The organism is Bacillus sp. FSL R7-0646 (genome assembly GCF_037969865.1).
In the GTDB taxonomy this organism is placed as follows: Bacteria; Bacillota; Bacilli; order Bacillales; family Bacillaceae; genus Bacillus; species Bacillus licheniformis.
Map to the genome: position 1 here is coordinate 3,927,289 of NZ_CP150217.1, position 23,758 is coordinate 3,951,046.

General features: G+C 45.8%; 21 protein-coding genes. 7 read left to right on the top strand and 14 right to left on the bottom strand.

Annotation, left to right across the window (positions count from 1 at the left end):
- The first annotated feature begins 132 nt into the window (after positions 1-132).
- On the top strand, positions 133-1,386 hold the full coding sequence (locus MKY62_RS20425) for an MFS transporter (protein WP_009329853.1): 1,254 nt from the start codon (positions 133-135) through the stop codon (positions 1,384-1,386).
- A gap of 43 nt (positions 1,387-1,429) precedes the next feature.
- On the opposite strand, the gene MKY62_RS20430 is transcribed toward MKY62_RS20425, so the two are convergent.
- Positions 1,430-3,028, bottom strand: a complete 1,599-nt coding sequence (locus tag MKY62_RS20430) for a catalase (RefSeq protein WP_016886307.1) — start codon at positions 3,026-3,028, stop codon at positions 1,430-1,432.
- 186 nt (positions 3,029-3,214) lie between these two features.
- On the opposite strand from MKY62_RS20430, the gene katA reads away from it, so the two are divergent.
- The 3 genes from katA to hemH all read left to right on the top strand — a co-directional run bounded on the left by katA (position 3,215) and on the right by hemH (position 6,166).
- A complete protein-coding gene (gene katA, locus MKY62_RS20435; RefSeq protein ID WP_016886309.1) occupies positions 3,215-4,672 on the top strand; it encodes a catalase KatA in 1,458 nt (485 codons plus the stop codon).
- A 117-nt stretch (positions 4,673-4,789) separates the two neighbouring features.
- A complete protein-coding gene (locus MKY62_RS20440) occupies positions 4,790-5,206 on the top strand; it encodes a Fur family transcriptional regulator (protein WP_003186347.1) in 417 nt (138 codons plus the stop codon).
- 6 nt (positions 5,207-5,212) lie between these two features.
- Positions 5,213-6,166: a ferrochelatase gene (hemH, locus tag MKY62_RS20445; protein WP_009329855.1), complete on the top strand. Its 954-nt coding sequence runs from the start codon at positions 5,213-5,215 to the stop codon at positions 6,164-6,166.
- A gap of 26 nt (positions 6,167-6,192) precedes the next feature.
- Here hemH and MKY62_RS20450 read toward each other — a convergent pair whose 3' ends face one another.
- From MKY62_RS20450 to MKY62_RS20505, 12 genes are all read right to left on the bottom strand, one after another.
- Positions 6,193-7,134, bottom strand: coding sequence for an ABC transporter permease subunit (locus MKY62_RS20450; protein WP_003186351.1), 942 nt, complete (start codon positions 7,132-7,134; stop codon positions 6,193-6,195).
- Positions 7,135-7,139: 5 nt separating this feature from the next.
- A complete protein-coding gene (locus MKY62_RS20455; RefSeq protein ID WP_003186353.1) occupies positions 7,140-8,042 on the bottom strand; it encodes an ABC transporter ATP-binding protein in 903 nt (300 codons plus the stop codon).
- The gene (locus MKY62_RS20460; protein ID WP_003186355.1) at positions 8,023-8,772 is read right to left on the bottom strand and encodes an ABC transporter permease; all 750 of its coding nucleotides are present in this window, start codon (positions 8,770-8,772) and stop codon (positions 8,023-8,025) included. Before MKY62_RS20460 ends, MKY62_RS20455 begins: the two co-directional genes overlap by 20 nt.
- Entirely contained in the window at positions 8,726-9,352 is a 627-nt protein-coding gene (locus MKY62_RS20465) for a lichenicidin immunity protein (protein ID WP_225852978.1), read from the bottom strand. Before MKY62_RS20465 ends, MKY62_RS20460 begins: the two co-directional genes overlap by 47 nt.
- Before the next feature lie 73 nt (positions 9,353-9,425).
- Positions 9,426-10,061, bottom strand: coding sequence for an ABC transporter ATP-binding protein (locus tag MKY62_RS20470; protein ID WP_003186359.1), 636 nt, complete (start codon positions 10,059-10,061; stop codon positions 9,426-9,428).
- A 2-nt stretch (positions 10,062-10,063) separates the two neighbouring features.
- Complete coding sequence (locus MKY62_RS20475; RefSeq protein WP_003186361.1) at positions 10,064-10,351, bottom strand: hypothetical protein; 288 nt, start codon at positions 10,349-10,351, stop codon at positions 10,064-10,066.
- Positions 10,351-10,563, bottom strand: coding sequence for a helix-turn-helix transcriptional regulator (locus MKY62_RS20480; protein ID WP_025805415.1), 213 nt, complete (start codon positions 10,561-10,563; stop codon positions 10,351-10,353). The genes MKY62_RS20475 and MKY62_RS20480 overlap by 1 nt, the downstream gene beginning before the upstream one ends.
- A 175-nt stretch (positions 10,564-10,738) precedes the next feature.
- A complete protein-coding gene (locus MKY62_RS20485; RefSeq protein WP_003186368.1) occupies positions 10,739-10,927 on the bottom strand; it encodes a DUF4177 domain-containing protein in 189 nt (62 codons plus the stop codon).
- 5 nt (positions 10,928-10,932) lie between these two features.
- Entirely contained in the window at positions 10,933-12,264 is a 1,332-nt protein-coding gene (locus MKY62_RS20490) for a S8 family serine peptidase (RefSeq protein ID WP_003186371.1), read from the bottom strand.
- Entirely contained in the window at positions 12,261-14,417 is a 2,157-nt protein-coding gene (locus MKY62_RS20495) for a peptidase domain-containing ABC transporter (protein WP_016886311.1), read from the bottom strand. The genes MKY62_RS20490 and MKY62_RS20495 overlap by 4 nt, the downstream gene beginning before the upstream one ends.
- Positions 14,418-14,425: 8 nt before the next feature.
- Positions 14,426-17,506 carry a type 2 lanthipeptide synthetase LanM family protein gene (locus tag MKY62_RS20500; protein WP_231082789.1) on the bottom strand — a complete coding sequence of 1,027 codons (3,081 nt, stop codon included), beginning with the start codon at positions 17,504-17,506 and terminating at the stop codon, positions 14,426-14,428.
- Positions 17,507-17,586: 80 nt separating this feature from the next.
- Positions 17,587-17,805: a class II lanthipeptide, LchA2/BrtA2 family gene (locus tag MKY62_RS20505; protein ID WP_003186379.1), complete on the bottom strand. Its 219-nt coding sequence runs from the start codon at positions 17,803-17,805 to the stop codon at positions 17,587-17,589.
- Positions 17,806-17,942: 137 nt separating this feature from the next.
- Here MKY62_RS20505 and MKY62_RS20510 point away from each other — a divergent pair, with 137 nt between their 5' ends.
- From MKY62_RS20510 to MKY62_RS20520, 3 genes are all read left to right on the top strand, one after another.
- Positions 17,943-18,167, top strand: a complete 225-nt coding sequence (locus MKY62_RS20510; protein ID WP_003186381.1) for a plantaricin C family lantibiotic — start codon at positions 17,943-17,945, stop codon at positions 18,165-18,167.
- A 61-nt stretch (positions 18,168-18,228) separates the two neighbouring features.
- Positions 18,229-21,387 carry a type 2 lanthipeptide synthetase LanM family protein gene (locus MKY62_RS20515; RefSeq protein ID WP_016886313.1) on the top strand — a complete coding sequence of 1,053 codons (3,159 nt, stop codon included), beginning with the start codon at positions 18,229-18,231 and terminating at the stop codon, positions 21,385-21,387.
- Between the two features lie 290 nt (positions 21,388-21,677).
- Positions 21,678-22,703, top strand: a complete 1,026-nt coding sequence (locus tag MKY62_RS20520; RefSeq protein WP_003186388.1) for a pectate trisaccharide-lyase — start codon at positions 21,678-21,680, stop codon at positions 22,701-22,703.
- A 36-nt stretch (positions 22,704-22,739) separates the two neighbouring features.
- Here the strand turns inward: MKY62_RS20520 and MKY62_RS20525 are convergent, their stop codons facing one another.
- Entirely contained in the window at positions 22,740-23,591 is an 852-nt protein-coding gene (locus MKY62_RS20525) for an NAD(P)H-hydrate dehydratase (protein WP_003186389.1), read from the bottom strand.
- Positions 23,592-23,758 lie beyond the last annotated feature (167 nt).

Consider the following 23,758-nt stretch of genomic DNA (forward strand, 5'->3'; position numbering starts at 1 on the left):
TTTTGTCTCTGTATCTAGGACGACGCCTGCAAGCAAACCGTTCAATTCTATTTCAATAAGATAAAAAATCATCTTGTTTTTCGGCCGGGATTTATGATGTACTTGAATTTAAAGGGGTGTGAGTAAAAAGGGATGGAGCGGCAAAAACAAATCGTCTATGAAGAAAAACAAATTTTAAGGAAAGATCATATGATCTTTTGGGGTGCCGTCTTTTGTTTCTGGTTTGCTACATACATCTATGTCCCTGTTTTCGGATTATATTTAGACAACATCGGATTTTCATATTCAGCGATAGGAATCGTACTTGGAAGCTACGGCGTCACTCAGATATTACTGCGTTTTCCGTTCGGCATCCTGTCTGATGTTCTTTCGCCGCTTAGAAAACAGCTGTTGATCAGCGGCTTTGCAATGTCTCTGTTGAGCTGCTGCATATTTCTGTTGTCCGATTCGTTCATCATGGTGATCACAGCCAGGCTGCTCGCCGGTATGACCGCGGCGATGTGGGTGATGGCAACCGTTTTATACTCGCAGTATTTTACAAAAGATCAATCATCAAAAGCGATGGGCATCCTGCAGTTTTTAACGGTCCTTCCCCAATTCATCAGCATGGCAGTCAGCGGCTACCTCGTCCATTTGTTCGGCTGGATGTTTCCGTTTTGGATCGGTGTTGCCGTATCATGCATCGGACTGATTCTGTCATTTTACATTAAAGATAACGGGCCCCGCCATACGGCCAAGGGGATGGCTTTGTCAGACTATGTTAAACAGACGTTGCGTCTTCCTGATTTAAAAGCGATTACAACATTATCGTTTTTAGCCCACGCTGTACTATTTATGACCGTGTTCGGATTTACGCCGATTTACGCGGAATCGGTCGGAATCGATGAGAAACAGCTGATTTGGGTTATGTTCGCCTTTTTTGTTCCGCAAACGCTGGCTTCCGTGTGGTGTATCTTTTACAAAGTAAAGGCCGCCGATGCACTGATATGGATATCTTATGTGATAACGGCTGTTTTCTTTTGCTTGCTGCCGTTTGCCGAAACCCTTTTCGCGGTATGTATCGTCCACGCCGTGACAGGACTGACATTGGGATTTATTTTTCCGCTTTTGGTCAGCAAAGTCGTTCAGCTTGGTACGCCTCAGCTCAAAATGTCTGTGATGGGTTTCTATCAATCTTTTTATGCGCTCGGTTTTTTTCTCGGACCGGTTGTGGCGGGAAAAGTGGCTGAACTGTTCGGGCTGCCGAAGGTGTTTTGGTTTGCCGGCGCATTGTCACTGGCCGCTGCATGTATCATGCTTTTTTCCAAACAGTTTCGTATATTTACAGCAGGAAGACGGGATAAATCCTCAAATATCGTTCAGCCGACGAAGGTCTTCCGTAAGTGAAACAGCGATGAATCCCACAAGAGGTTCATCGCTGTTTTCTTCTTTAATACGGGTCTTGAGAGTGCCCTTTTTCTTCCGCCTGTCTCGGGGCATCTTCGGCGCCTTCTGCTCCGATCGGCTCCCGGCTGGATGTATTTTGGCTGGAGGCGTTTTTTAATCCTTCCTCGACTCTGCTTCCATATTCCTTGTCGCATTGCTTCAGCATATCGATCATCTTCGTTTGAATTCTTTGGTCGCACGGGGCAAGTGTATTGACCAGATTCGTAATCAGCTCGTCCTTTTCCCAGTCTTCGAAATGCCTGTAAGTGTCCCCGGCCTGCTTGAAATTATTCTGCCTGTCGATACTTTCGCGCACAAGGTTTCCTTCCACATGCGGGGTGTATTCTTTGCCATCCTGCTTTGCTTCTTTCAGCCCGTTGATGGTTGAAGGTTCATAGTTGATGTGCGGGCTTTGATTTTTGCCTAAATCGACCTTGTACTGCATCTGGCCGCCCCGCTGATTGGTTGCCACCCTTTTTTTCGGCGCATTGATCGGCAGCTGCAGATAGTTGGCTCCCACTCTGTAGCGCTGTGTATCCGAGTAGGAAAAAGTACGTCCCTGAAGCATTTTGTCATCGGAAAAGTCAAGTCCGTCGACAAGAACCCCTGTTCCAAATGCCGCTTGTTCGACTTCTGTAAAGTAGTCTTCCGGATTTTTGTTTAAAACCATTTTGCCGACAGGCAGCCAAGGAAATTGATCTTCAGGCCACAGCTTCGTGTCGTCAAGCGGGTCAAAATCGAGCTCAGGATGCTCATCATCGCTCATGATTTGAACGAACAGCTCCCACTCGGGATAATCTCCGCGCTCAATCGCTTCATATAAATCCTGTGTGGCGTGATTGAAATTCTTCGCCTGAATTTCTTCCGCCTCTTTTTGCGTCAAGTTTTTTATGCCCTGCTTCGGTTCCCAGTGATATTTCACAAGCACGGCTTCCCCTTCTTGATTCACCCATTTGTACGTGTTCACCCCGGACCCCTGCATCTGCCGGTAGTTCGCCGGAATACCCCAAGGCGAAAACAAAAATGTGATCATATGCATCGCTTCAGGCGTGTTGGAAATGAAGTCAAAGATTCTTTCGCCATCCTGCAAATTCGTAACCGGGTCCGGCTTAAATGCATGGATTAAATCCGGAAACTTTACCGCATCGCGGATAAAGAAGATCTTCAAGTTGTTTCCGACCAGATCCCAGTTACCGTCTTCAGTGTAGAACTTGACCGCAAATCCGCGGGGATCCCGCAGCGTTTCCGGTGAGGATATCCCGTGAGTCACCGTCGAAAAACGGACAAACACCGGGGTTCTCTTGCCTTTTTCCTGAAAAAGCTTTGCTCTCGTATACTTTGAGACCGGCTCATCGCCTGCTGTCCCATAAGCTTCAAAATAGCCGTGCGCTCCGGCTCCCCTGGCATGGACGACCCGCTCTGGAACCCTCTCCCTGTCAAAGTGGCTGATCTTCTCCAGGAAATCATAGTTCTCCAATGTTGATGGCCCCCGGTTGCCCACGGTTCTGATATTCTGATTGTTTGTGATCGAGTGGCCCTGCCGGTTTGTTAACGTATCATCAGTCTCCATGTCAGATTTCTGCTCGTTTGAATGCTGATCCATTCTTCTTCCTCCTTTATTTGGAATTAACAATAATTTATCCCAATCCAGAAAAGTTATTCAGCATTTATCATGATCAAATCAACGATAATAAATTTTTCTTTATAATAATTATAAATAAATATTGTTTTTTTCTTGAGAAATGTTATCATTATTTTGTAATTAAAATTTACGCGAGGTGATCCTTTGATGACGACAAATAAAAACAACCTAACAACCAGCTGGGGCGCTCCAGTTGGAGACAACCAAGACTCAATGACAGCTGGTTCACGCGGACCGACGCTGATTCAGGACGTCCACTTGCTCGAAAAGCTCGCCCACTTCAATAGAGAGCGTGTGCCTGAACGGGTTGTGCATGCAAAAGGCGCCGGTGCGCACGGTTATTTTGAAGTCACAAATGACGTTTCCAAATATACAAAAGCCAAATTTTTATCAGAAGTCGGAAAACGCACGCCGTTATTTGTCCGTTTTTCAACTGTTGCCGGCGAAAACGGTTCAGCCGATTCCGTCCGCGACCCGCGCGGTTTCGCTGTTAAATTTTATACAGAGGAAGGGAACTATGATCTCGTTGGAAACAATACACCTGTTTTCTTTATCCGCGATGCGATTAAATTCCCTGACTTCATTCATACACAAAAGCGCCATCCGGTCACACATTTGAAAAACCCGGATGCCGTATGGGATTTTTGGTCATTGTCTCCTGAATCCCTGCACCAGGTAACCATCCTGATGTCTGACAGGGGCATCCCTGCGACTTACCGGCACATGCACGGCTTCGGCTCCCACACATTCAAATGGGTGAATGCCGAAGGAGAAGGCGTCTGGATCAAATACCACTTCAAAACAGAACAAGGCATTAAAAACCTGACCGAAGAAGTGGGGACAAAGATTGCAGGTGAAAACCCCGATTATCACACACAGGACTTGTATGAGGCGATTGAAAAAGGCGACTTCCCGGCATGGAAGCTGTACGTTCAAATAATGCCGCTGGAGGATGCGGATACGTACCGTTTTGATCCGTTCGATGTGACAAAAGTATGGTCGCAAAAAGATTATCCGCTGATTGAAGTCGGCCGCATGGTTCTAAACCGGAATCCGGAAAACTATTTCGCAGAGGTTGAACAAGCTACATTCTCCCCTGGAACATTGGTGCCCGGCATTGAACCGTCTCCCGACAAAATGCTTCAGGGACGCCTGTTCGCATATGCGGATGCACACCGCTACCGCGTCGGCGCAAACCATAACAGCCTGCCGATCAACCGTCCGAAAGCGGAAGTTCATAATTATCAAAGAGACGGACAAATGCGCTTTGATTCAAACGGCGGCGGCTCTGTCTACTATGAGCCGAACAGCTTCGGAGGCCCTCAGGAATCTCCGGAAAACAAAACAACGGCTTATCCGGTGTCAGGTTCGGCGGACAGCACGGCCTACGACCATAACGACCACTATACACAGGCCGGAGATCTTTACCGCCTCTTGAGCGAAGAAGAGCGGACCCGCCTTGTCAGCAATATCGTAGGTTCGATGAAGCAGGTGACAAAAGACGAAATTAAGCTTCGTCAAATTCAGCATTTCTATAAAGCAGATCCGGAGTACGGCACACGAGTTGCCGAAGGATTGGGCTTGTCTGTTCCGCAGGAAGTTTAAGGCTAATATCATTTCAATCATTCTCAATGAAATTCTCATTTTCTCAGGTACAGGCACCCGTCCTCTTAAGCATGCGGGTGCCTGCCCTTAATCAAAGAACGACAGGGGATGTTACGTGTGGAAGACGAGCAGCTCGTCCCTTTATTAAAAAAGCGGGGTTTACGAATTACAGCTCAGCGCGTCCTGATTTTAAAAACGATTGCTTCTTTGGGCGGCCATCCATCGGCGGAAGACATTCACCGGGAATTGCCGTACATGAGTCTCCCGACAATCTACAGCAACTTGAAACTATTTGTGAAGCTCGGCATTTTAAAAGAGCTGTCTCACGGAGACGCAAAAAGCAAATATGAACTGTTTACATCACAGCATTATCATGTCATTTGTAAATCATGCGGGAAGATCGCTGATCTGGACTATCCTCACCTCAAAGAGGTAGAGCATGCGGCAGCACAATTGACGAACTTTAAAGTGAACTCGCATTTTCTAGGAATCTATGGAATCTGTACAACATGCCAAGAACAGCAGCAGAGGTGAAGACATATGGAACGAAAAAAAGTCGGCCTGTTAGTCATGGCATACGGAACCCCTTATCAGGAAGAAGATATCATTCCGTATTACACGCATATCCGTCATGGAAAACGACCGTCCGATGATATGATTGAAGACTTGAAAAAACGCTACAAGCATATCGGCGGAATCTCTCCGCTCGCGAAAATTACGCTCGCTCAGGCAAAAGAGCTGGAAAAAACGTTGAACGAGCGCCAAGATAAAGTCGAATACGTGATGTATCTCGGCTTAAAACACATCTCTCCGTTTATCGAGGATGCGGTTGAACAAATGAAAAAAGACCAAATTGAAGAGGCCGTTTCCGTCGTCTTAGCTCCCCACTATTCCACCTTCAGCACCGAAGTATACAATCGGCGCGCCAAACAGGCCGCAGCAGCAATCGGCGGACCACGGATCGCATCGATTGACGAGTGGTATCAGGAAGAAGGCTTTATTCGCTATTGGTCTGAAGAAATCGGCAGCATTTTAAACGACATGTCTGAAAAAGAGCGGGAAAAAGCGGCCGTCATATTCTCAGCACACAGCCTGCCGGAAAAAATCAGGGAGCATGGCGATCCTTACCCGGATCAGCTCGAGAAAACAGCACAACTAATCGGAGAACGGCTGTCATTTGACCAGATCGCCGTAGGCTGGCAAAGCGAGGGCAACACGCCCGATCCTTGGCTCGGCCCGGACGTCCAAGACTTAACAAAGGAACTGTATGAAGAAGGCTTCCGGTCATTCATTTACGCACCAGTCGGTTTTGTATCTGACCACCTGGAAGTTCTGTATGACAACGACTATGAGTGCAAAGTGGTTACGGACGAGCTTGGCGCAAGCTATCACCGTCCGCCTATGCCGAACACTGATCCGCGGTTCATCGATACGCTTGCTTCAGTCGTGGAGCGAACATACAACAGCACAGAACAGGAGAAAGCGGAGCTGTAAATCGAGCTCCGCTTTTTGCTGCAATGTTATGACGTGACAATATCCCGCTTTTGAAAAACCCAAAAGGAGACAGCCAGAAAAAGAATAAAATAAACAGCAATCACAGCCGCTGAAAATGAAAGAGTCATATCTTGAATAAACGGCTCCCCATCAATGTATTGACTGAGATCTGAATTTGCAAAGATCGTATACTTGGTCCAATCAAATTTTGCCGCTAAAAATTGAGTAATCGCAGACCCTGTAAAAAAGACGAACAGCGAAAGACCGACAGAGACGACCGCGCTTCTTAGGATGACCGAAATCATAAAGGCCAGCGTGGCCAGCACAATAATATTCAATAAAGCGGCTCCATAGTCTAAGGCTAAAAACTTCAGCATTGACATCTTTATCACTTCGCCGCTTCGATAGGACAAATAGTATTGGCTTCCCTCCAAACCTAGCAGGGCATACCCTAAAACAAACGCAAATAAAAGTGTCGCAGCAAACATAAATACAGTGTTGAGCAAGATCGACAAGTATTTCCCCAATAGATAATGCCAACGCTTGACCGGTGTTGCAATCGCAAATTTAATAGTTCCTTTGCTGTGCTCAAGCGCGATGGAGTTCGCTGCCAGCACGATTGCAATCAACGCGATTAATGTTGTGATCGGTTTTAACTCCTTCAGCATCGTCCAAACATTGTATTTCGCAGAAGGCGGCAAATTATGCTCAAGCCGGTATTGATTGACCGCGATCTCTTCTTTTAAAAATTGGTATTTGGGAACCGCTGGGCTCAGCTCTCTCATTTCTCTTTCATACTGAGCGTTTTGAACGGTTAATTGCTCTTTCCAGTTACCTGTCTCCTTCTCCTTTTCGCCATTGCTGACCATCCATGCAACAGCGATTGTCATGACAAGCAGCAAGCTTAACACAATCCAGGTACTTTTCGTCACCATCAGCCTGTAAAGTTCATTTTTCAAGACCCTCATGCCGGTCACCCCTTATTGATCAATTCCAGAAAGCTTTGTTCTATCGACTGTTTTTCCTGCTTCATATGCAGAACTCTTATTTTGTTCTCCATTAACAGATTAACGACTTTCATAATGTCTTCTTCCATGCAAAGGACATAAATCTCATTTTTATCTTCCGTGAGACCGCCTGCATACTGGTACTCATTCAACAGGTCAGCCGCTTCATCGGCGTGGCCGTTTAATGTAAGCCGATAACGAACCGTATCGGTATCGCGGTGATTGCTCTTAATTTGCAGGAGTTCTCCGTTTTTCATGACGCCGTATTCATCACAAATCATCTCAACCTCAGACAGAAGATGACTCGAAATCAAAATCGTTTTGTTGAAGGTTTTCGCCAAGTACTGAAGGTGTTCGCGCAAATCAATGATTCCCTGAGGATCAAGGCCGTTTGTCGGTTCATCGAGAATGAGAAATTCCGGATCATGCAAGAGCGCGACGGCAAGGCCCAAACGCTGTTTCATGCCTAATGAATACGTTTTAACTGGTTTATGAATACTTCCTGTCAAATCAACAAGTTGAACGATCTCTTCTATGCGCTCCTTTGACACGTGGCTGTGGAATCCGCCGAGATATTTAAGGTTTTGGTATCCTGTTAAGTGCTCATAAAAGGATGGGTTTTCAACAACAGAACCGACTCGGGCTGCCGCTTCCTCGTAATTGCTTTTAACTGAATAGCCGTCGATGCGGATATCTCCTGATGTCGGCTTTGCCATCCCGACAATCATTTTGATAAGTGTTGTCTTGCCAGCGCCGTTTGGCCCGAGCAGCCCAAAAATTGTACCTGGGGCAATTTGAAATGTGATATTTTGGACAATTGGTCTGCCTTTTATTCGTTTACTTACACCTTCAAATTCGACTTGACTCATTTTGTATTCCTCCTTTTTGGTATGGCCTGATCTGTTTCAATAGAAGAGAAAAAAAGAGCAGCGAAACCGCCGTGAACCAAACAATCGAACCGATAAGAACGGCAACTGACTTCTCCATTGCAATGAGGGCCGTCACAGGAAAAGACCATGGAAAGAGAAGCCCTAAAGGGGATTGCGAAACGCCGAAACTCAGCAGTGAACAAATGAATACGATAATGTTTAATGAGGTCTTTTCCTTACTGGTGAATTTAAGCCATAGGACCGTACAGATCAGCGGAAAGGTTGACAAGAGATTGAGAATGAAGCCCAGCATCCAAGAAAACCAAGGGGCAGGCCCGGGGAACCCCGATATTAAACCGAAGGCAAGCGATTCGATCACACAGACGGCATATAATGCGGCTGCGAACAGTCCAATAAACAAAACCTTAGCAAAAAGCATGGCTGCGAAAGGCTGCGGCGATAAGATTCGATTCAGCCACACTCGGTTTTTCAGTTCATCCTTATGCAAAAATACTGTGACCGAAGAGACAAGCCAGGGATAAATCGTGCTGAATACCAACAGCAATGTAAGATGCCTTAACGATGTCCATTCATTCCCTCCCGCAAACGGGGTGATTCGTTTTGCCATAAACCCTGTAAACACTAAAGATGCGGTAAGAATGAATATGCTCGTCATTGTAAAATCAGAGTTCCTGAGTTTGATCCATTCCGCTTTGAGCAAATTTTTCACGGATCTTTTCCTCCCCGCTCCTTAAGATCCAACACATACAGACCGCTATATAACCCGCCGAAATAAGATAAACTGCCAGGCCTATATCGTTCACTGAATATTCAGTCAACAAAAGCCAAGAAACTCCCCACGGCAAATAAAGTGTTCCACTTTGCATAAAAAACGGCGTCAGCGTCATCAACAGCACAAATAGATATTCTGCCTTTAACGTCTTCAGAAAAAACTGGACGGAAGACATGATCACCGCCAGTATCGCAACAGCGGCTAAACGCTCTGGCGAAAACAAAACATCCTTTTGAAACAGCAGACTGACTGCCAAACAGCCGTAAAGCAAGACCAGCGCTGAGACGATAGTTATCACGGCGATTCCAGTCAGCACCCAAGTGAACAGGCGAACGGGATACCGCAAGATAAAAGCTTGATGCATCATGCGTCCAAATAATCTTCTGCCTGTAATATAAGTCAGCCAAACCGAGACGACATAAACAGTCATTCCCTCCATGCTACGGATTTCTTTATTTGCCCCGTTTTTATAAAAGAGAAGATAATTAAGCAAAACGGCGAGCACCGTGATGATCATAACCGTACATGCAAACGTCTGAAATTTCATTCTCTTTTTCACCGCTTCGGGACAGCTTAACCAAAAATAAACTTTAAACAATTTCATTTAAACGCCCGCTTTCTATGGCTAGAAAACGATCAAACAATTCGATAAAAGTTTCGTTCCAATGGCTTGATGCCATGATGGTCCCGTCATACCGCCTTATGATGTCTACAACGCTTTCCTGCGCTTTTCGGTCGAGCCCATTTAAAGGCTCATCCAATATTAAGATGGAAGGCTGATGAAATAAGGCCATTGCGATCTTCAGCTTTTGCCTCATGCCTGTTGAATAGTACTGTACTTTCGTGTCATCAGCCGGATTGATACCGAACCGCTCTAGTTCAGAATAGATCCGGTCATCGTCATCTATTCCGTGAAGCAAGGCATGGACTCTCAGATTGTCCGTTCCAGTAAGGTGCTCATGAAGCGGCACTTCGTCACTGACATAGCCGATATGCCCGACAGCAGCTTCCCTGTTTTGGATAATCGATTGACCGTAAATCAAAATTTCGCCCGCAAATAAAGACAAGCCGGTAATTGCTTTAAGAAACGTCGATTTTCCCGATCCGTTTTCTCCTTTGAGCAAAACCCGGCTCCCTTTGTCCACAGCAAGGCTGACGTTTTCAAGAAGTTTCCTGTCTCCCGCCCGCACCTCAACATGGTTCATGACAATTGGAAGCTCAACCATGGCTACACCCTTGAACGAATTCCCAACAAAATGAAGAATCCAATGAAATACGGCAGCGAAAAAGCCAGTGTGACCATGTTTTTATAATTGGCGAACGACAAATCGACCCATGAACTTGTAAAAATAACGGCGGATATTCCAAGTGTAAGCAAAAAGAACATCACCCGAAAGAATTTGTTTTGAATATATGCCCCGCGTTCATCCTTTCCGTCAAGGCTGATTAAAATAATGATTCCGATAAACCCCGCAAATCCTGCGACAGCACCAATTGAATTGATCATTTCTAGCATCAGCGATCATCCTCCTCTAGTTGGTATTGAAATACCTCGTTGATGTCCTTCTCAAATAACGCGGCAATGCGAAACCCCATTAACAGGGATGGTTTGTATTTATTCTTTTCAATGGAAATCACAGTTTGTCTTGTTACACCCAATAGATCGGCAAGCTGCTTTTGCGTCCACCCTTTCTCTGCTCGCAGCACAGGAATCCGGTTGGTTAACACCCCGCTTTGCTTTTCAATCTCAATCACCCTCTTTATTTGCAAATCATTTACATATATAGAGTACAATGTTTTTTACACATTGTAAAGAGTTTATAACAAAAAGTAAAAAGTTTTTTACCAAAACAGACTAAAAAAAGATCTTCACGTGATGATTGTGTGAAGATCTTTTCGACAATCAAGATTTAGGTTTTTCAAAAATCAGTTCGATAGAAGAAACCTGGCCTCCGGCCCTTGATGGAACAGAAAAGACGCTGTGAAGCTTCCAGCCTTTTTCAGCATATTCATGAATCACATCAGAATAATTTTTCTCAAGTTTTCCGTTGAATGCTCCTACAGCGATTGAAACTGTTTGATATTCATACATACCCTTCACTCCTTGTTCATCATTTTCAGCGCTTGATAAGCGCGTACTTCCCCGTAGCCGTATATAACATCTTTCCCCGGTTTGCCCAGGTCTAATGCCGATTTCCTCAGGATGTGATGCACTTGTTTAGCCGATGGCTTCCTGTGATGGCGCTCCCGGTATTCAGATATAACCAGTGCAGCTGTTCCAGCTACCTGCGGGGCGGCCAAGCTTGTTCCGTATGAGAGGGAATATCCCTTTGGGATGTTTAGCATCTGGTCTAATGCGGTGTTGTCCTTCCCTTTCGGATACGTTGTCAGTACGAGGTCTGTCACACGAACCATCCCATCCTGATCATACGTTTCTCCCAAATATCCTCCCGGGGCTGTGAATTCAATTTCCCGCCCTTGATTGGAGTATGGGGAAATATTGTTGCTTTTCATATTGCTGCCGACTGATACGACGTGCTTCAAAGCGCTCGGCAAATGCACCTTGTTTTCCGTTTTCCTCATCTCATCAAGGTTGACTCCTTTATTGCCGGCGGAAGAGAAGACCAGCACCTGATGCTTTGCAGCGTAGTTTGCAGCCCTTTGATAAGCTTTCATCAGCACTTTTCCTTCCCTGTCAAGAGAAGTATAGCTTCCCGTACTGATGTTGATGACTTCATGCCCGTCATTGACTGCATCAACCATCGCCTTCATGATGTTGTAGCTGTCTCCGCCTTTTTCGTCCAGCACTTGATAAGGCGTTATCGTCACATCTGGCGCAATGATATTGATCATCCCGGCTGTTTGTGTTCCGTGTCCTGTCGGATCTCCGGATACAGGCTTGCCGTCAATGTAATTCCAGCCGCCATTTGTATTGACGGACGCTTTTAAGTCCGGATGGTCAAGATCCAGTCCGCTGTCAATCAAGGCAACTTTGACGTCCGGATGCCCTCTTTCGATTTGATACGTGCGATAGGAATCCGTCTGCTTTGCAGCGAACCATAGATATTCTTTTAGTTCCAAAATACCGTCAAGCCCCCATGCAGGCGAACCGCTGATGACTGATTCCGTTTCGTTTACTGCTGTATTTGCAATCGGCTTTTCAATGACGTCAGCCCCGACTTTTTCAGCAAGCTTCTTTGTAAAAGGAGCAAGCTTTTGTTTTTCACCGGTCACTTTTGCAAATCCGATTTCTTCAATGACATCGGCATGGATGTGAAATTGTTCCGCCGTGTCCAGCAGTTTCGATTTATCTTTTACATGTTCAAGCAAAAGATACTGTTCTCCTGCTTGTTCTTTTGCTTGAGCCGTCTTTCCGCCGACCGGCAGCAGGACTGCAAAACATAAGAGAAAAATATATATTCTTTTCACATCATCACCTCTGCAGATTGCTCTTTTTCAAGGAACTTTCGATAAAAATCTCCGTAAAACTTGCTCTCATTCAGCAATGTTTCATGCGTACCCACATTTAAAACCATGCCGTCTTCCAAAACGATGATTTTATCGGCATCCATGATTGAAGTCAGTTTATGCGCGATGACAATTCTTGTACATTTCAGCTCCCTTAAAAAGGCGTCGATTTTTTTTTCATTTTGATGATCCAGCGAACTCGTCGCTTCATCCAACAGCATCACAGCGGGGCGGTTTATCAGTGCACGGGCCAAGGCAATCCGCTGGCGCTGCCCTCCCGAAATATTCATCCCCATTTCAGAAATCATCGTATTAAAGCCCATCGGCATATTTTGAATGTCATCGTATATTTGCGCCATTTTTGCGACTTCATGTATCCGCTCAATGTCAACATCTTCACTGTATAAAGAAATGTTGTCTTTAATGCTGCGGTTGAACAGCGTTACATCTTGGGGAACAACACCAATTTGTTTGCGAAGAGCGCTTAAATCCTTGTTTTTAATATTCACTCCATCATAGAACACACTGCCTTTTGTAGGCATATAGAGGCCAAGAATAAGTTTTGCCAGCGTGCTTTTTCCGGACCCGGATTGTCCGACGATAGCGATTTTTTCGCCAGGCTTGATATGCAGGCTTACGTCTTTAATAACTTCTTCGCTGTGCGGGCTGTAACGGAACGAAACCCGTTCAAGCCGGATCTCCCCCTTAATCGGGGAGTTGTCTTTATTTCCAGGTGTCTCTTCAATCGGGCTTTGAAGGATATCCTGTATCCGATGAAGATAAGACGTCGTCAAGATTACCGAGTTGACGGTTTGGACGATCGAGCTGCTTGTATTAAAGAATTGTGTGGATAAAGCATGAAATGCCACCAGCTCCCCAACCGATAAATTCCCTTCGAACACGAGCATTGCACCAATCCATAAAATCAGCATTGGTGATATGATCTGCATCGTGCCTGTCAGAGAGTTCACGATGTTAAGAAACCCTTCCTTGCGTCGGTATGCCCCGATCAGTTCCCCCAGATAGTGATCCCATTTTTGATACGTTTCTTTTTCGATTCCCGCAGTCTTAATACCAAAAATCCCATATAAGAACTCAGTCTGATAGCTTTGAATCTGCGAAGTCTTTGCGATTTCGTCCTGGTTTTTTTCTCTCAGCTTCCCGCGGCTGAGCGCCGTGATCCCGACATTCAGAAGAGCCAGCAGAATAACCAGCCCTGCTAAAGGCGGCGATTTATAAAACATATAAAACGAGATAAATAAAAGTGCGCCAAAATCGAGTACGCCGAGGACCAATTGGGAAGACATCATATCCCTGACAATCCGGAGGCTTGTCGCGCGGAAAAGGAGATCCCCGAACGACCTCAATTGAAAGAATTGATAGGGAAGCTTCAGAATATGCGAGAAAAATGTTCTCATCATTCGTTTGTCAAGGAAGTTATTTAATTTAATGATAAATTGACCCCTGATCAATTGAACCGTGCCTTGAACGAGCATTAAAACAAGAACGCCCGTCATAAATGTTTGCAGCAGAGCCTGCTGATTTTGAGCAAGGATGTCATCGATCAGGTATTGCACGAGCATCGGTATGCCTAATGAAACGAGCTGAAAGATCATCGCAAACAACAGCACGGTCGCAAGCAGAGAAGGGGATTCTTTTAAATGAAAAAGAAAATGCCTCCAGACGGGCGGTTTTTTCTTCGGCCTGATCCGCTCGGTAGGGATCATCTCCAGCACGATCCCGCTGTAATTTTCGAGAAAAGCTTCGATACTGAGTTTTTTTCGTCCAATCGCAGGATCGATGATGTTGACATGCCGGTCTTTTATTTGATCAATAACCACATAATGATTATCGGACCAAAAAGCGATTGCCGGCAGACGCACATGTGGAAGTTCTGCCGCGCCTGCCCTGTACACCTTTGCGTCAAATCCCAGATTTTCGCTGAGCTGACGCATATGAAAAAGGGTCATACCGTCCCTGCCGCATCCCGATAAATCCCTCAGCTCATGCAGAGTATGATGCGAACCATACCGTCCGGCTACCATCGCCATACAGCACAGTCCGCATTCCGTCTGCTGCATCTGTTCTATAAACGGTGTCTTATGAAAAAACAAGCCTTATCTCACCTGCCCGTCGGAATATCGAGAGTTAATACGGATGGAACAGATTCATCGAGGAGCCGCAAAAGCCCGTAGGCTATTCCTGCCGTCCCGACAAACATGCCAAGCGATTCCACATCGGAATGCAAACCCGTTTTCCATCCCCGGTTTTTCGTTTTATAAATGCAAAATATATCATCAGGGACATGAAGTTCCCGGTTCAGCCTTTTGATATCCAGCAGAATGTTCAAATTCCCAATTAAACCGTGGCACAGCGAATGATTTTGACAGTCTGCTAGATTTAAAGAACTTTGAAGCGCTTCTTGAAGCTTTAAAGTCCGGGTAGTCAATTCAGGAATAAAAGCCTGAATGTGCGCTCTCCCCAGCAAAATCCCGGGAGCTCCATGACACCAGTAGCTTGGGGACAGCGTATGCGAATCATTTCGTAAATCTAGCCAGTTTAGATGATCCTTTTGAAAATAGCGGTCCTCTTCTTCGACAAGCTTTAGGACAAGCTCTTTGCAGCTGTCATCGTGTATCACCTTCGCCGCCTTTGCGATAGAAAATGCGATCCCCGTCAAGCCGTGTGAAAATCCCGTCAACGAAACGGCATCCTGCTCGATTGAATCAAGTAAGCGGCCAATTCGATCATTCAATCTGCTCAGTACCTGTCTTATAGAGTCCAATACTGCTGGGTGCTGCTTGATTTCGTACAGATTAACAAGCACTGTCAGCAATCCTGAATCCCCTGCGATAAAATCCGGGTTTTGTGTTTGATTCGGCTGATCCAAAACTCGGGGAATGAGGTTCAACGCCCTTTCCAATAAGGAATCGTCTTCCCATAGACTGCCAAGATAGGAATACAGGTAAATGAATGAGCCTGTGCCGAAAAAAGCAGAATGGGAATTCCCATTTTGAACCCAATAACTTTCTTCCTTTTGAATTTCTTCTATCATTGATCTTGCCGTATCCGTATATACCTGCTCGTTCAGTACCTTGCCTGCTTGTGCAAAAAATATTGCCAGCCCTGCCATTCCGTCGTAAAGCCCCATAGGAAGCGGCGACAAAAACACCATTTTTTCGTCTCCGGCATTATTGCTGATCCAGAAAGGACCTTCACCGCGCTCTGAATAGATCGCCTTCTGCAGCAAATCATCAGCTATATGCTTGACCTCTTTTCCGAGATCAGCGACCGTTTCCTTCTGTCCAAGCCCGCTTTCTGCATGGTCCCAGACATTTTCAATCAACGTCGCCATTGATAAAGAAATATAGCGGAGCTGATGATTCAAATCCTTTTCCGAGAAAGATTGAATTTTTTTCTTTGCCAAATCAATACTTGATGTTTCATAAAAACCTTCCGATTCTTCCCCTCTTGAATTGAGCAGGGAAGCGCCCCCAGCATAAAAAGTAAAGTAGGGAATATCATGAAGCAGCAGATCGACAATTTCGTCCGGAATAAACACGTTTGCCTTTTCCGACTGTTTGGCGAGCATCCACATATAATCAAATAATTGCTCTCGTTTATCTCCGGCGGTCAAGTAGTCAGGGTGGGTGCTCGCTTCGAGAAACTTGCCGTACACATGTGTCGGCCGGAAGACGTGGCGGACTTCGTCGTGCTTAAACAGATTCAAAAACCCCGAGGGTCCTGCCAGTTCTTCTTTATGTTTCATCATAATGGCATAAGCATTTTTAAATCCTTCCACGATAAAGTCCGTATAGAAAACGGCGGACACCGGACGTCCATTTAGTTTGGGCGCATTCAATTTTTCCTCGGTGGTCAGCGATGTTTCTTTTAAAGACATCCTGTCCTCACCGTAATTCAGGACGGCGTAGCCCTTCGCTTTCTTTGACTGCTGGCCGCCTTTGCCGCCGATCCCGCTTAAATCAAAATCGAGCACTTCATCATGTTTGAATTTGACCGGAAGCATCATCGAAGACAGCACGGAATGCTTCAGCTCCAATGCGGTGACATGGAGGTTTTGATTTTGAGCGAAAATGCTGACATGGTTGTCAAAAAGAGTCTCCAGATCAATCAGGATGGGGTGTTCGCCTGAGGCGATGATATTTTCATTATGAAAATCGACGGAGCGCAATCCGTACAATATCGCCAAATGTCCGCCCTGCCGGAAATAAAATCTTTCCAGTTCTTCTTCTGAAGAACAGCCTTCATGCTTTACAAATTCCTGCCAGCCGTAATTTCCCCTGTCAAGCACTTCCGCAGCACGGAGGCTGTACTTCATTCCCCGTCCGTTCAGCCAGTTCAGCAGCTCCCTGTAATGTTCGTCAATTGACAAGGACCGCGGTTTATACACGAGCTTTCCGTTGTTTAACACCAGCACTTTGACACTCTGCCCGTTTTTGTGGGAATCTCCCAAATCCCCTTCAAATCCAACCAATTCGGGGGAAGCGATATTAAATTTTTTCGCAATCAGGCTGCGGTCGCTTAAAAATCTCCCAATAATTTCTTCATGAATCTCGAGCACCCTGAGAACCTTCTCAGCCATCAGCCTGCCAAGCACAGGGTAAAGCTCGAAAAATTCCCGGTAAATTTCAGGATCGGAAATGTATTGTTCAACAAAGTAAACATATCGCTCTTCCGGTGACGCCCCCTTTAGCCGGCCGTCTTCCCGGGCTACATTCAGCTCTGTGATAAGTGTTCTCGTCGCCAGCTTATCAAGGCATTGGTGAAGTTCAGACATGATGCCGTCTTGATAGCCGGCAGCGTCGATTATGCCGGATAGACCGCCTTCCTGCTTCTCAAATTCAGAAAAAGCTTTCGACATCCGTTCTTGTGCAAATAAAAGAAAAGGAACAAAGAAGGTGACAAATGACATGTGGGGAAGCGGGTGTTTTAATTCGGAAACCGCTTTAGGGTTGTATTTCATAATTTCAGACAAACAGGCAGCCCATTCCGGCATTTTGCCTTGCAGCTGCACAGGCTCATTGGGTGAATGTTGGACAGAAGAAAGGTGAAAATCCGTAGGACGAGACGGAGTTTTTCCGTTTTCCGGAAAAAAGCCGGACGGATGTTCTTGACCTTGACCGCCTCGTTCATTGCTGTAAAGAGCTTTATACAGATAAATTTCGAATTCTTTCATGCTCATTCTCGTCATCCCTTTGGCGAAGAAAACCATCCCTGCAACTCCGTTGCAAGGATGGATTCTTTTGAATTTTTTATGATTCCCTAGCATCGGCTTGTACACTTAGTTGTTGGGCATAATGAAGCAGAAACCGTTACACCGGCTGTGATGCAAGTCCAAGAAGAGGTTGTAGCAGGAGTTGTTTCAGGATTGACGTCATTTCCTCCTACCAAAGCTTTCAATTCCTCTTCGGAAACCATCCCTGCCGGATGATTGGCTCCTTTGAAGGCTTCACGGGCAGCTGAATTTTTCATTGTTTTCATGATTCTCACCTCCTAGAACGGGCAAACTATCGAAATTTTCCTATAATTTAGAATTGACTCGCCGTTCCAGTCAAATTATACTATAAGTACATCAAGAAATCGACAAAAAATTATAAATTTTCTAGGAGGTGGAATATATGTCAAAAAAGGAAATGATTCTTTCATGGAAAAATCCTATGTATCGCACTGAATCTTCTTATCATCCAGCAGGGAACATCCTTAAAGAACTCCAGGAAGAGGAACAGCACAGCATCGCCGGAGGCACAATCACGCTCAGCACTTGTGCCATCTTGAGCAAGCCGTTAGGAAATAACGGATACCTGTGTACAGTGACAAAAGAATGCATGCCAAGCTGTAACTAAGTTCCCAACGCGGGGGCCCTGCTCCCGCGTTGGCATATTGATAGAAAAAGAGGTCGATAGAATGAATGAAAAATCCGCCGGATATCACGAACGGCTTCCCGTCGCCCAAACTCAATCCCCGTTCGTAAACGATAAGATAAAGTATTGGCGTTCCCTTTTCGGCGATGATGATAAATGGCTCAATAAAGCAGTTTCATTATTAAGCCATGACCCTTTGTCCTCCATCGCACAATCCTCGGTATCCCAGTCAGTCGGGCTGAAAGACAGCCGTCGCGGCCCATGGCAGAAGATGCAAAAGCGGATCTTTGAAACGCCCTTTTCCTACAAGGATTCTGCTCTGCAAGATTCAGAATTGCTGTTCGACTCCCTGCTGACCCGTTTTGCGTCTGCAGCACAAGATGCTTTGGAGGAACAAAATATCATACTTTCTCCTCCTCTTTGTCGGCAGGTGCTGACACATTTAAAACAGACGCTTCTTCAAATTGCCCATCAAACATTAATACTGGAACTAAACATTTTAAGGCTTGAAGATCAATTGAAGGGCGACACCCCCGAAATGCGCTATCTTGATTTCAATGATAACTTTTTAGTCAATCCAGGATACCTGCGGACCCTGTTCAACGAGTATCCCGTATTGCTGCGCCTTCTGTGCACAAAAACCGATTACTGGGTTCAAAACTTTTCTGAACTGTGGAAGAGGCTGAGGCAGGACCGCGAACAGCTGCAGGCTGCATTTCATATTGCCGGCGATCCTGTCCATATTGAGCTTGGGGTGGGAGACTCGCACAATAAAGGAAAGATGGCAGCCATCCTTACATATTCCGATGGAAAAAAGATTGTCTATAAACCGAGAAGCCATGATGTTGACGACGCATTTCAACTTCTTCTATCATGGATCAATGACCGAAATTCAGGCAGCCCTTTAAAAACTTTGAGATTAATCAATAAAAAACGGTACGGATGGTCCGAGTTTATTCCTCACGAAACGTGCCATACGAAAAAAGAACTGGAAGGCTACTATACACGCCTCGGCAAACTTTTGGCCGTTTTATACAGCATCGATGCCGTTGACTTTCACCACGAAAACATTATCGCCTCCGGCGAGCATCCTGTTTTAATCGATCTTGAATCAATTTTTCATCAATATAAAAAACGAGACGAACCCGGCTCGACCGCCGTTGACAAAGCAAACTACATTCTTTCCAGATCCGTACGGTCTACCGGAATCCTGCCGTTCAACCTTTACTTCGGAAGGAAAAACCGGGATAAAGTTGTGGACATCAGCGGAATGGGGGGGCAGGAAGCTCAGGAATCACCGTTTCAGGCGCTTCAAATCAAAGGATTTTTCCGCGATGACATTCGCCTGGAGCATGACCGATTTGAAATCGGCGAGGCGAAAAATCTGCCGACTTTAGATCACCAGCATGTCCCTGTCGCAGATTATCTTCATTGTATCATCGAAGGATTTTCAGCAGTATACCGTCTGATTTCTGATCATGGCGAAAGCTACCTGGCTACGATTGAACATTTTAAAAACTGCACCGTTCGAAATATTTTGAAGCCGACAGCGCACTACGCCTCTCTTTTGAATAAAAGCTACCACCCTGATTTTCTCAGGGATGCGGTAGACCGTGAAGTGTTTTTATGCCGGGTGGAAAAGTTTGAAGATGCAGACACAGATATTGCAGCGGCAAAAACAGAGCTGAAAGAGCTCATTCGGGGAGACATCCCCTATTTTCTGTCGAAGCCTTCAGATACCTATTTGCTCAATGGCGAAGAAGAACCGATTGCCGCTTATTTTGAAACGCCGTCCTTCACAAGAGTAATTAAGAAGATCTCATCATTTTCAGACCAGGACTTAAAGGAACAAGCGAATGTCATACGCATGTCGATTCTGGCTGCATATAACGCGAGACATGAAAAAGACGCAATCGATATAGACCAAAATCACCCGAGTCCTAGATCAGGCGCCTTGCAGCCGCTCGCCATCGCTGAGAAAGCGGCTGACGATTTGGCTGAAAAGCGAATTGAAGGCAATGATGGAAAGGACGTCACTTGGATCAGTACAGTTATTGAAGGCGTCGAAGAAATCTCTTGGACGATCTCCCCTGTCAGTCTTGATTTATATAATGGCAATGCAGGCATCGGACTTTTTATGAGCTATCTGAGCCGCTTCGCAAAACGGCCGGAGACTTACTCGCATATAACCGAGCAGTGTGTATTTGCGATTCAGCGAGCGTTGAATGAACTGAAGGAAAAAGAAGAATTCCTGAAGTACGCCGACTCTGGGGCATTCACGGGGGTTTCCGGCTATCTGTATTTTCTGCAGCATGCGGGAACGGTTCAGAAAAAAAACGAATGGATCGAACTCATACATGAAGCTCTGCCAGTCCTTGAAGCTGTCATCGAACAAGACGAAAACTGCGATATCATCAGCGGTTCTGCCGGTGCTCTAATGGTTCTGATGTCATTGTATGAACAACTGGATGACCCGGTTTTTCTAAAGCTCGCCGAAAAGTGCGCCGGCCATTTGCTTCAGCATAAAACAAATATTGAAAACGGAGCGGCCTGGAAAGATCCTCATACACAAAACTATTACACAGGATTTGCCCACGGCACTTCCGGCATCGCCGCAGCTTTATCCCGATTCAATAAAGTGTTTGATTCGCAATCACTGAAAAAAATCATTTCGCAATGCCTGGCATTTGAAAAGCAGCTGTACATCGCTTCCGAAAAAAATTGGGGATCAAAAGGAAGAGAACAACTGTCAGTTGCATGGTGCCATGGCGCTGCCGGCATATTGTTGTCGAGAAGCATCCTCCGAGAAAACGGAGTCAATGATCCCGGGCTGCATACCGACATCTTGAACGCTCTTGAAACAACTGTTAAGCATGGGCTCGGCAATAACCGCTCATTCTGTCACGGCGATTTCGGCCAACTCGAAATCCTAAGAGGGTTCAGGGAAGAATTCAGCGAACTGAACACCATTATACAGAATACGGAAGATCGGCTGTTGACATATTTTCAAGAAAATCCATTCAGTAAAGGGGTATCACGAGGTGTGGATTCAGCCGGGCTCATGCTTGGTTTAAGCGGAGTCGGCTACGGCATGCTGCAATGCCAATATGGAGAAGAACTGCCGGAACTGCTTCAGCTCAGTCCGCCTCAAGCGCTTATCAAAAAGAACAGCAAAGCTTTTAAAAGAGAAAACGTGTTTTAAAATCAAAATCTATGGATTTTCATCCATAGATTTTTTTTGCAACATTACGATGAAAGACCTTCATCCAAATGCGCTTATTCTCAGATTCGTGTCATTTGGCATAATCACCAGCTTATGAGCAAATCCAACTCACAACATGATTATTCAGACAATTCAGAAATACATGCTATGCTCTCTCTGATTCCAATAAAAGGGAGGGATGATCGGTGCCCACCATTCAGTATCCGCCGTAATTGTAAGCGCTTCCCATTCAGCGTTGGCATCAAAAAAGAAACAATAGGAGGAATATAATGAAGAAATTAATCAGCATCATCTTTATCTTTGTATTAGGGGTTGTCGGGTCATTGACAGCGGCGGTTTCGGCAGAAGCAGCTTCTGCCTTAAACTCGGGCAAAGTAAATCCGCTTGCCGACTTCAGCTTAAAAGGCTTTGCCGCACTAAACGGCGGAACAACGGGCGGAGAAGGCGGTCAGACGGTAACCGTAACAACGGGAGATCAGCTGATTGCGGCATTAAAAAATAAGAATGCAAATACGCCTTTAAAAATTTATGTCAACGGCACCATTACAACATCAAATACATCCGCATCAAAGATTGACGTCAAAGACGTGTCAAACGTATCGATTGTCGGATCAGGGACCAAAGGGGAACTCAAAGGGATCGGCATCAAAATATGGCGGGCCAACAACATCATCATCCGCAACTTGAAAATTCACGAGGTCGCCTCAGGCGATAAAGACGCGATCGGCATTGAAGGCCCTTCTAAAAACATTTGGGTTGATCATAATGAGCTTTACCACAGCCTGAACGTTGACAAAGATTACTATGACGGATTATTTGACGTCAAAAGAGATGCGGAATATATTACATTCTCTTGGAACTATGTGCACGATGGATGGAAATCAATGCTGATGGGTTCATCGGACAGCGATAATTACAACAGGACGATTACATTCCATCATAACTGGTTTGAGAATCTGAATTCGCGTGTGCCGTCATTCCGTTTCGGAGAAGGCCATATTTACAACAACTATTTCAATAAAATCATCGACAGCGGAATTAATTCGAGGATGGGCGCGCGCATCAGAATTGAGAACAACCTCTTTGAAAACGCCAAAGATCCGATTGTCTCTTGGTACAGCAGTTCACCGGGCTATTGGCATGTATCCAACAACAAATTTGTAAACTCTAGGGGCAGTATGCCGACTACCTCTACTACAACCTATAATCCGCCATACAGCTACTCACTCGACAATGTCGACAATGTAAAATCAATCGTCAAGCAAAATGCCGGAGTCGGCAAAATCAATCCATAAGCTTTGAGGTGAAACGTCCGGGGCATTCCGGGCGTTTCACTTATTTCCATCCTCATACGCTTTCCATACCGTTGGCAGCAGATCGGAAAGTTCATGCGCAAGAAGCGCATGAGCCGATCTGGTCTTTGTCCATGCGTCCGCACATGCGCCGTGCAAGTGGACAGCATTCAGCACCGCTTCTCTCGAATTCTCATGACAGCACAGCATCCCGAGAAGCATACCTGTTAACGTATCCCCCGTTCCTCCCTTTGCCAGCGCCCCATTTCCCGTTACATTCCTCCAGCACTCGCCGTCGGGGAAAGCAACGATCGTTTCATTGCCTTTCAAGACAAGGGTAATACCTTGTTCCTCCGCATAATCTCGAGCATAACCGGCCCGGTTTGCTTCAATTTCTCGAATGGACAAGCCTGTCATTTTCGAAAATTCGCCCGGATGCGGCGTTAATACCACCGGCGCTTCCCGTTCATGATACGATCGTTTTGAAAGAGCACCCGCATCAAGCACAACCGGGCAGTCTTTCGCTAATACGCTTTGAACCGCTTGCTCAGTCATTTGCGAAGGCGGCAGCCCAGGCCCGATCGCAATCGCCCGGTAAGGTTCGGCAATCTCGCCTGACGCCGCCTTTTCGGCGCCGTCCCGCCAATACGTCGCCTCAGGAAGAACGGGGAGGATCAGCGGAATCGCACTCCCGCACGTTCCGATGACAAGCTTTCCTAGACCGCTCCGCATCGCCCCGATTCCTGCAAGGAGAGCCGCTCCCGGCATATCATCGCTTCCCGCGAGCAAAAGGCCGGTTCCATAAGTTCCTTTATGACTATCATTTCCCCTTTTCGGCAATGAGCCCTTCACGCAGTCTTTCGTCCATATCGGCAATTGTTCTGCAGACATCCCGGATCACACCTTTCAATATAGTTTAAACAAACGTTTAATTAAATTGTAACTGAATCATACCCTTCACTGCTCTTTAACATGCAAAATAGCACTGATGAACGGATCAGTTTACGTTCATATAAAAAAGACAGCTTCACAACTTGAAGCTGTGCTTGGCGTTTTCG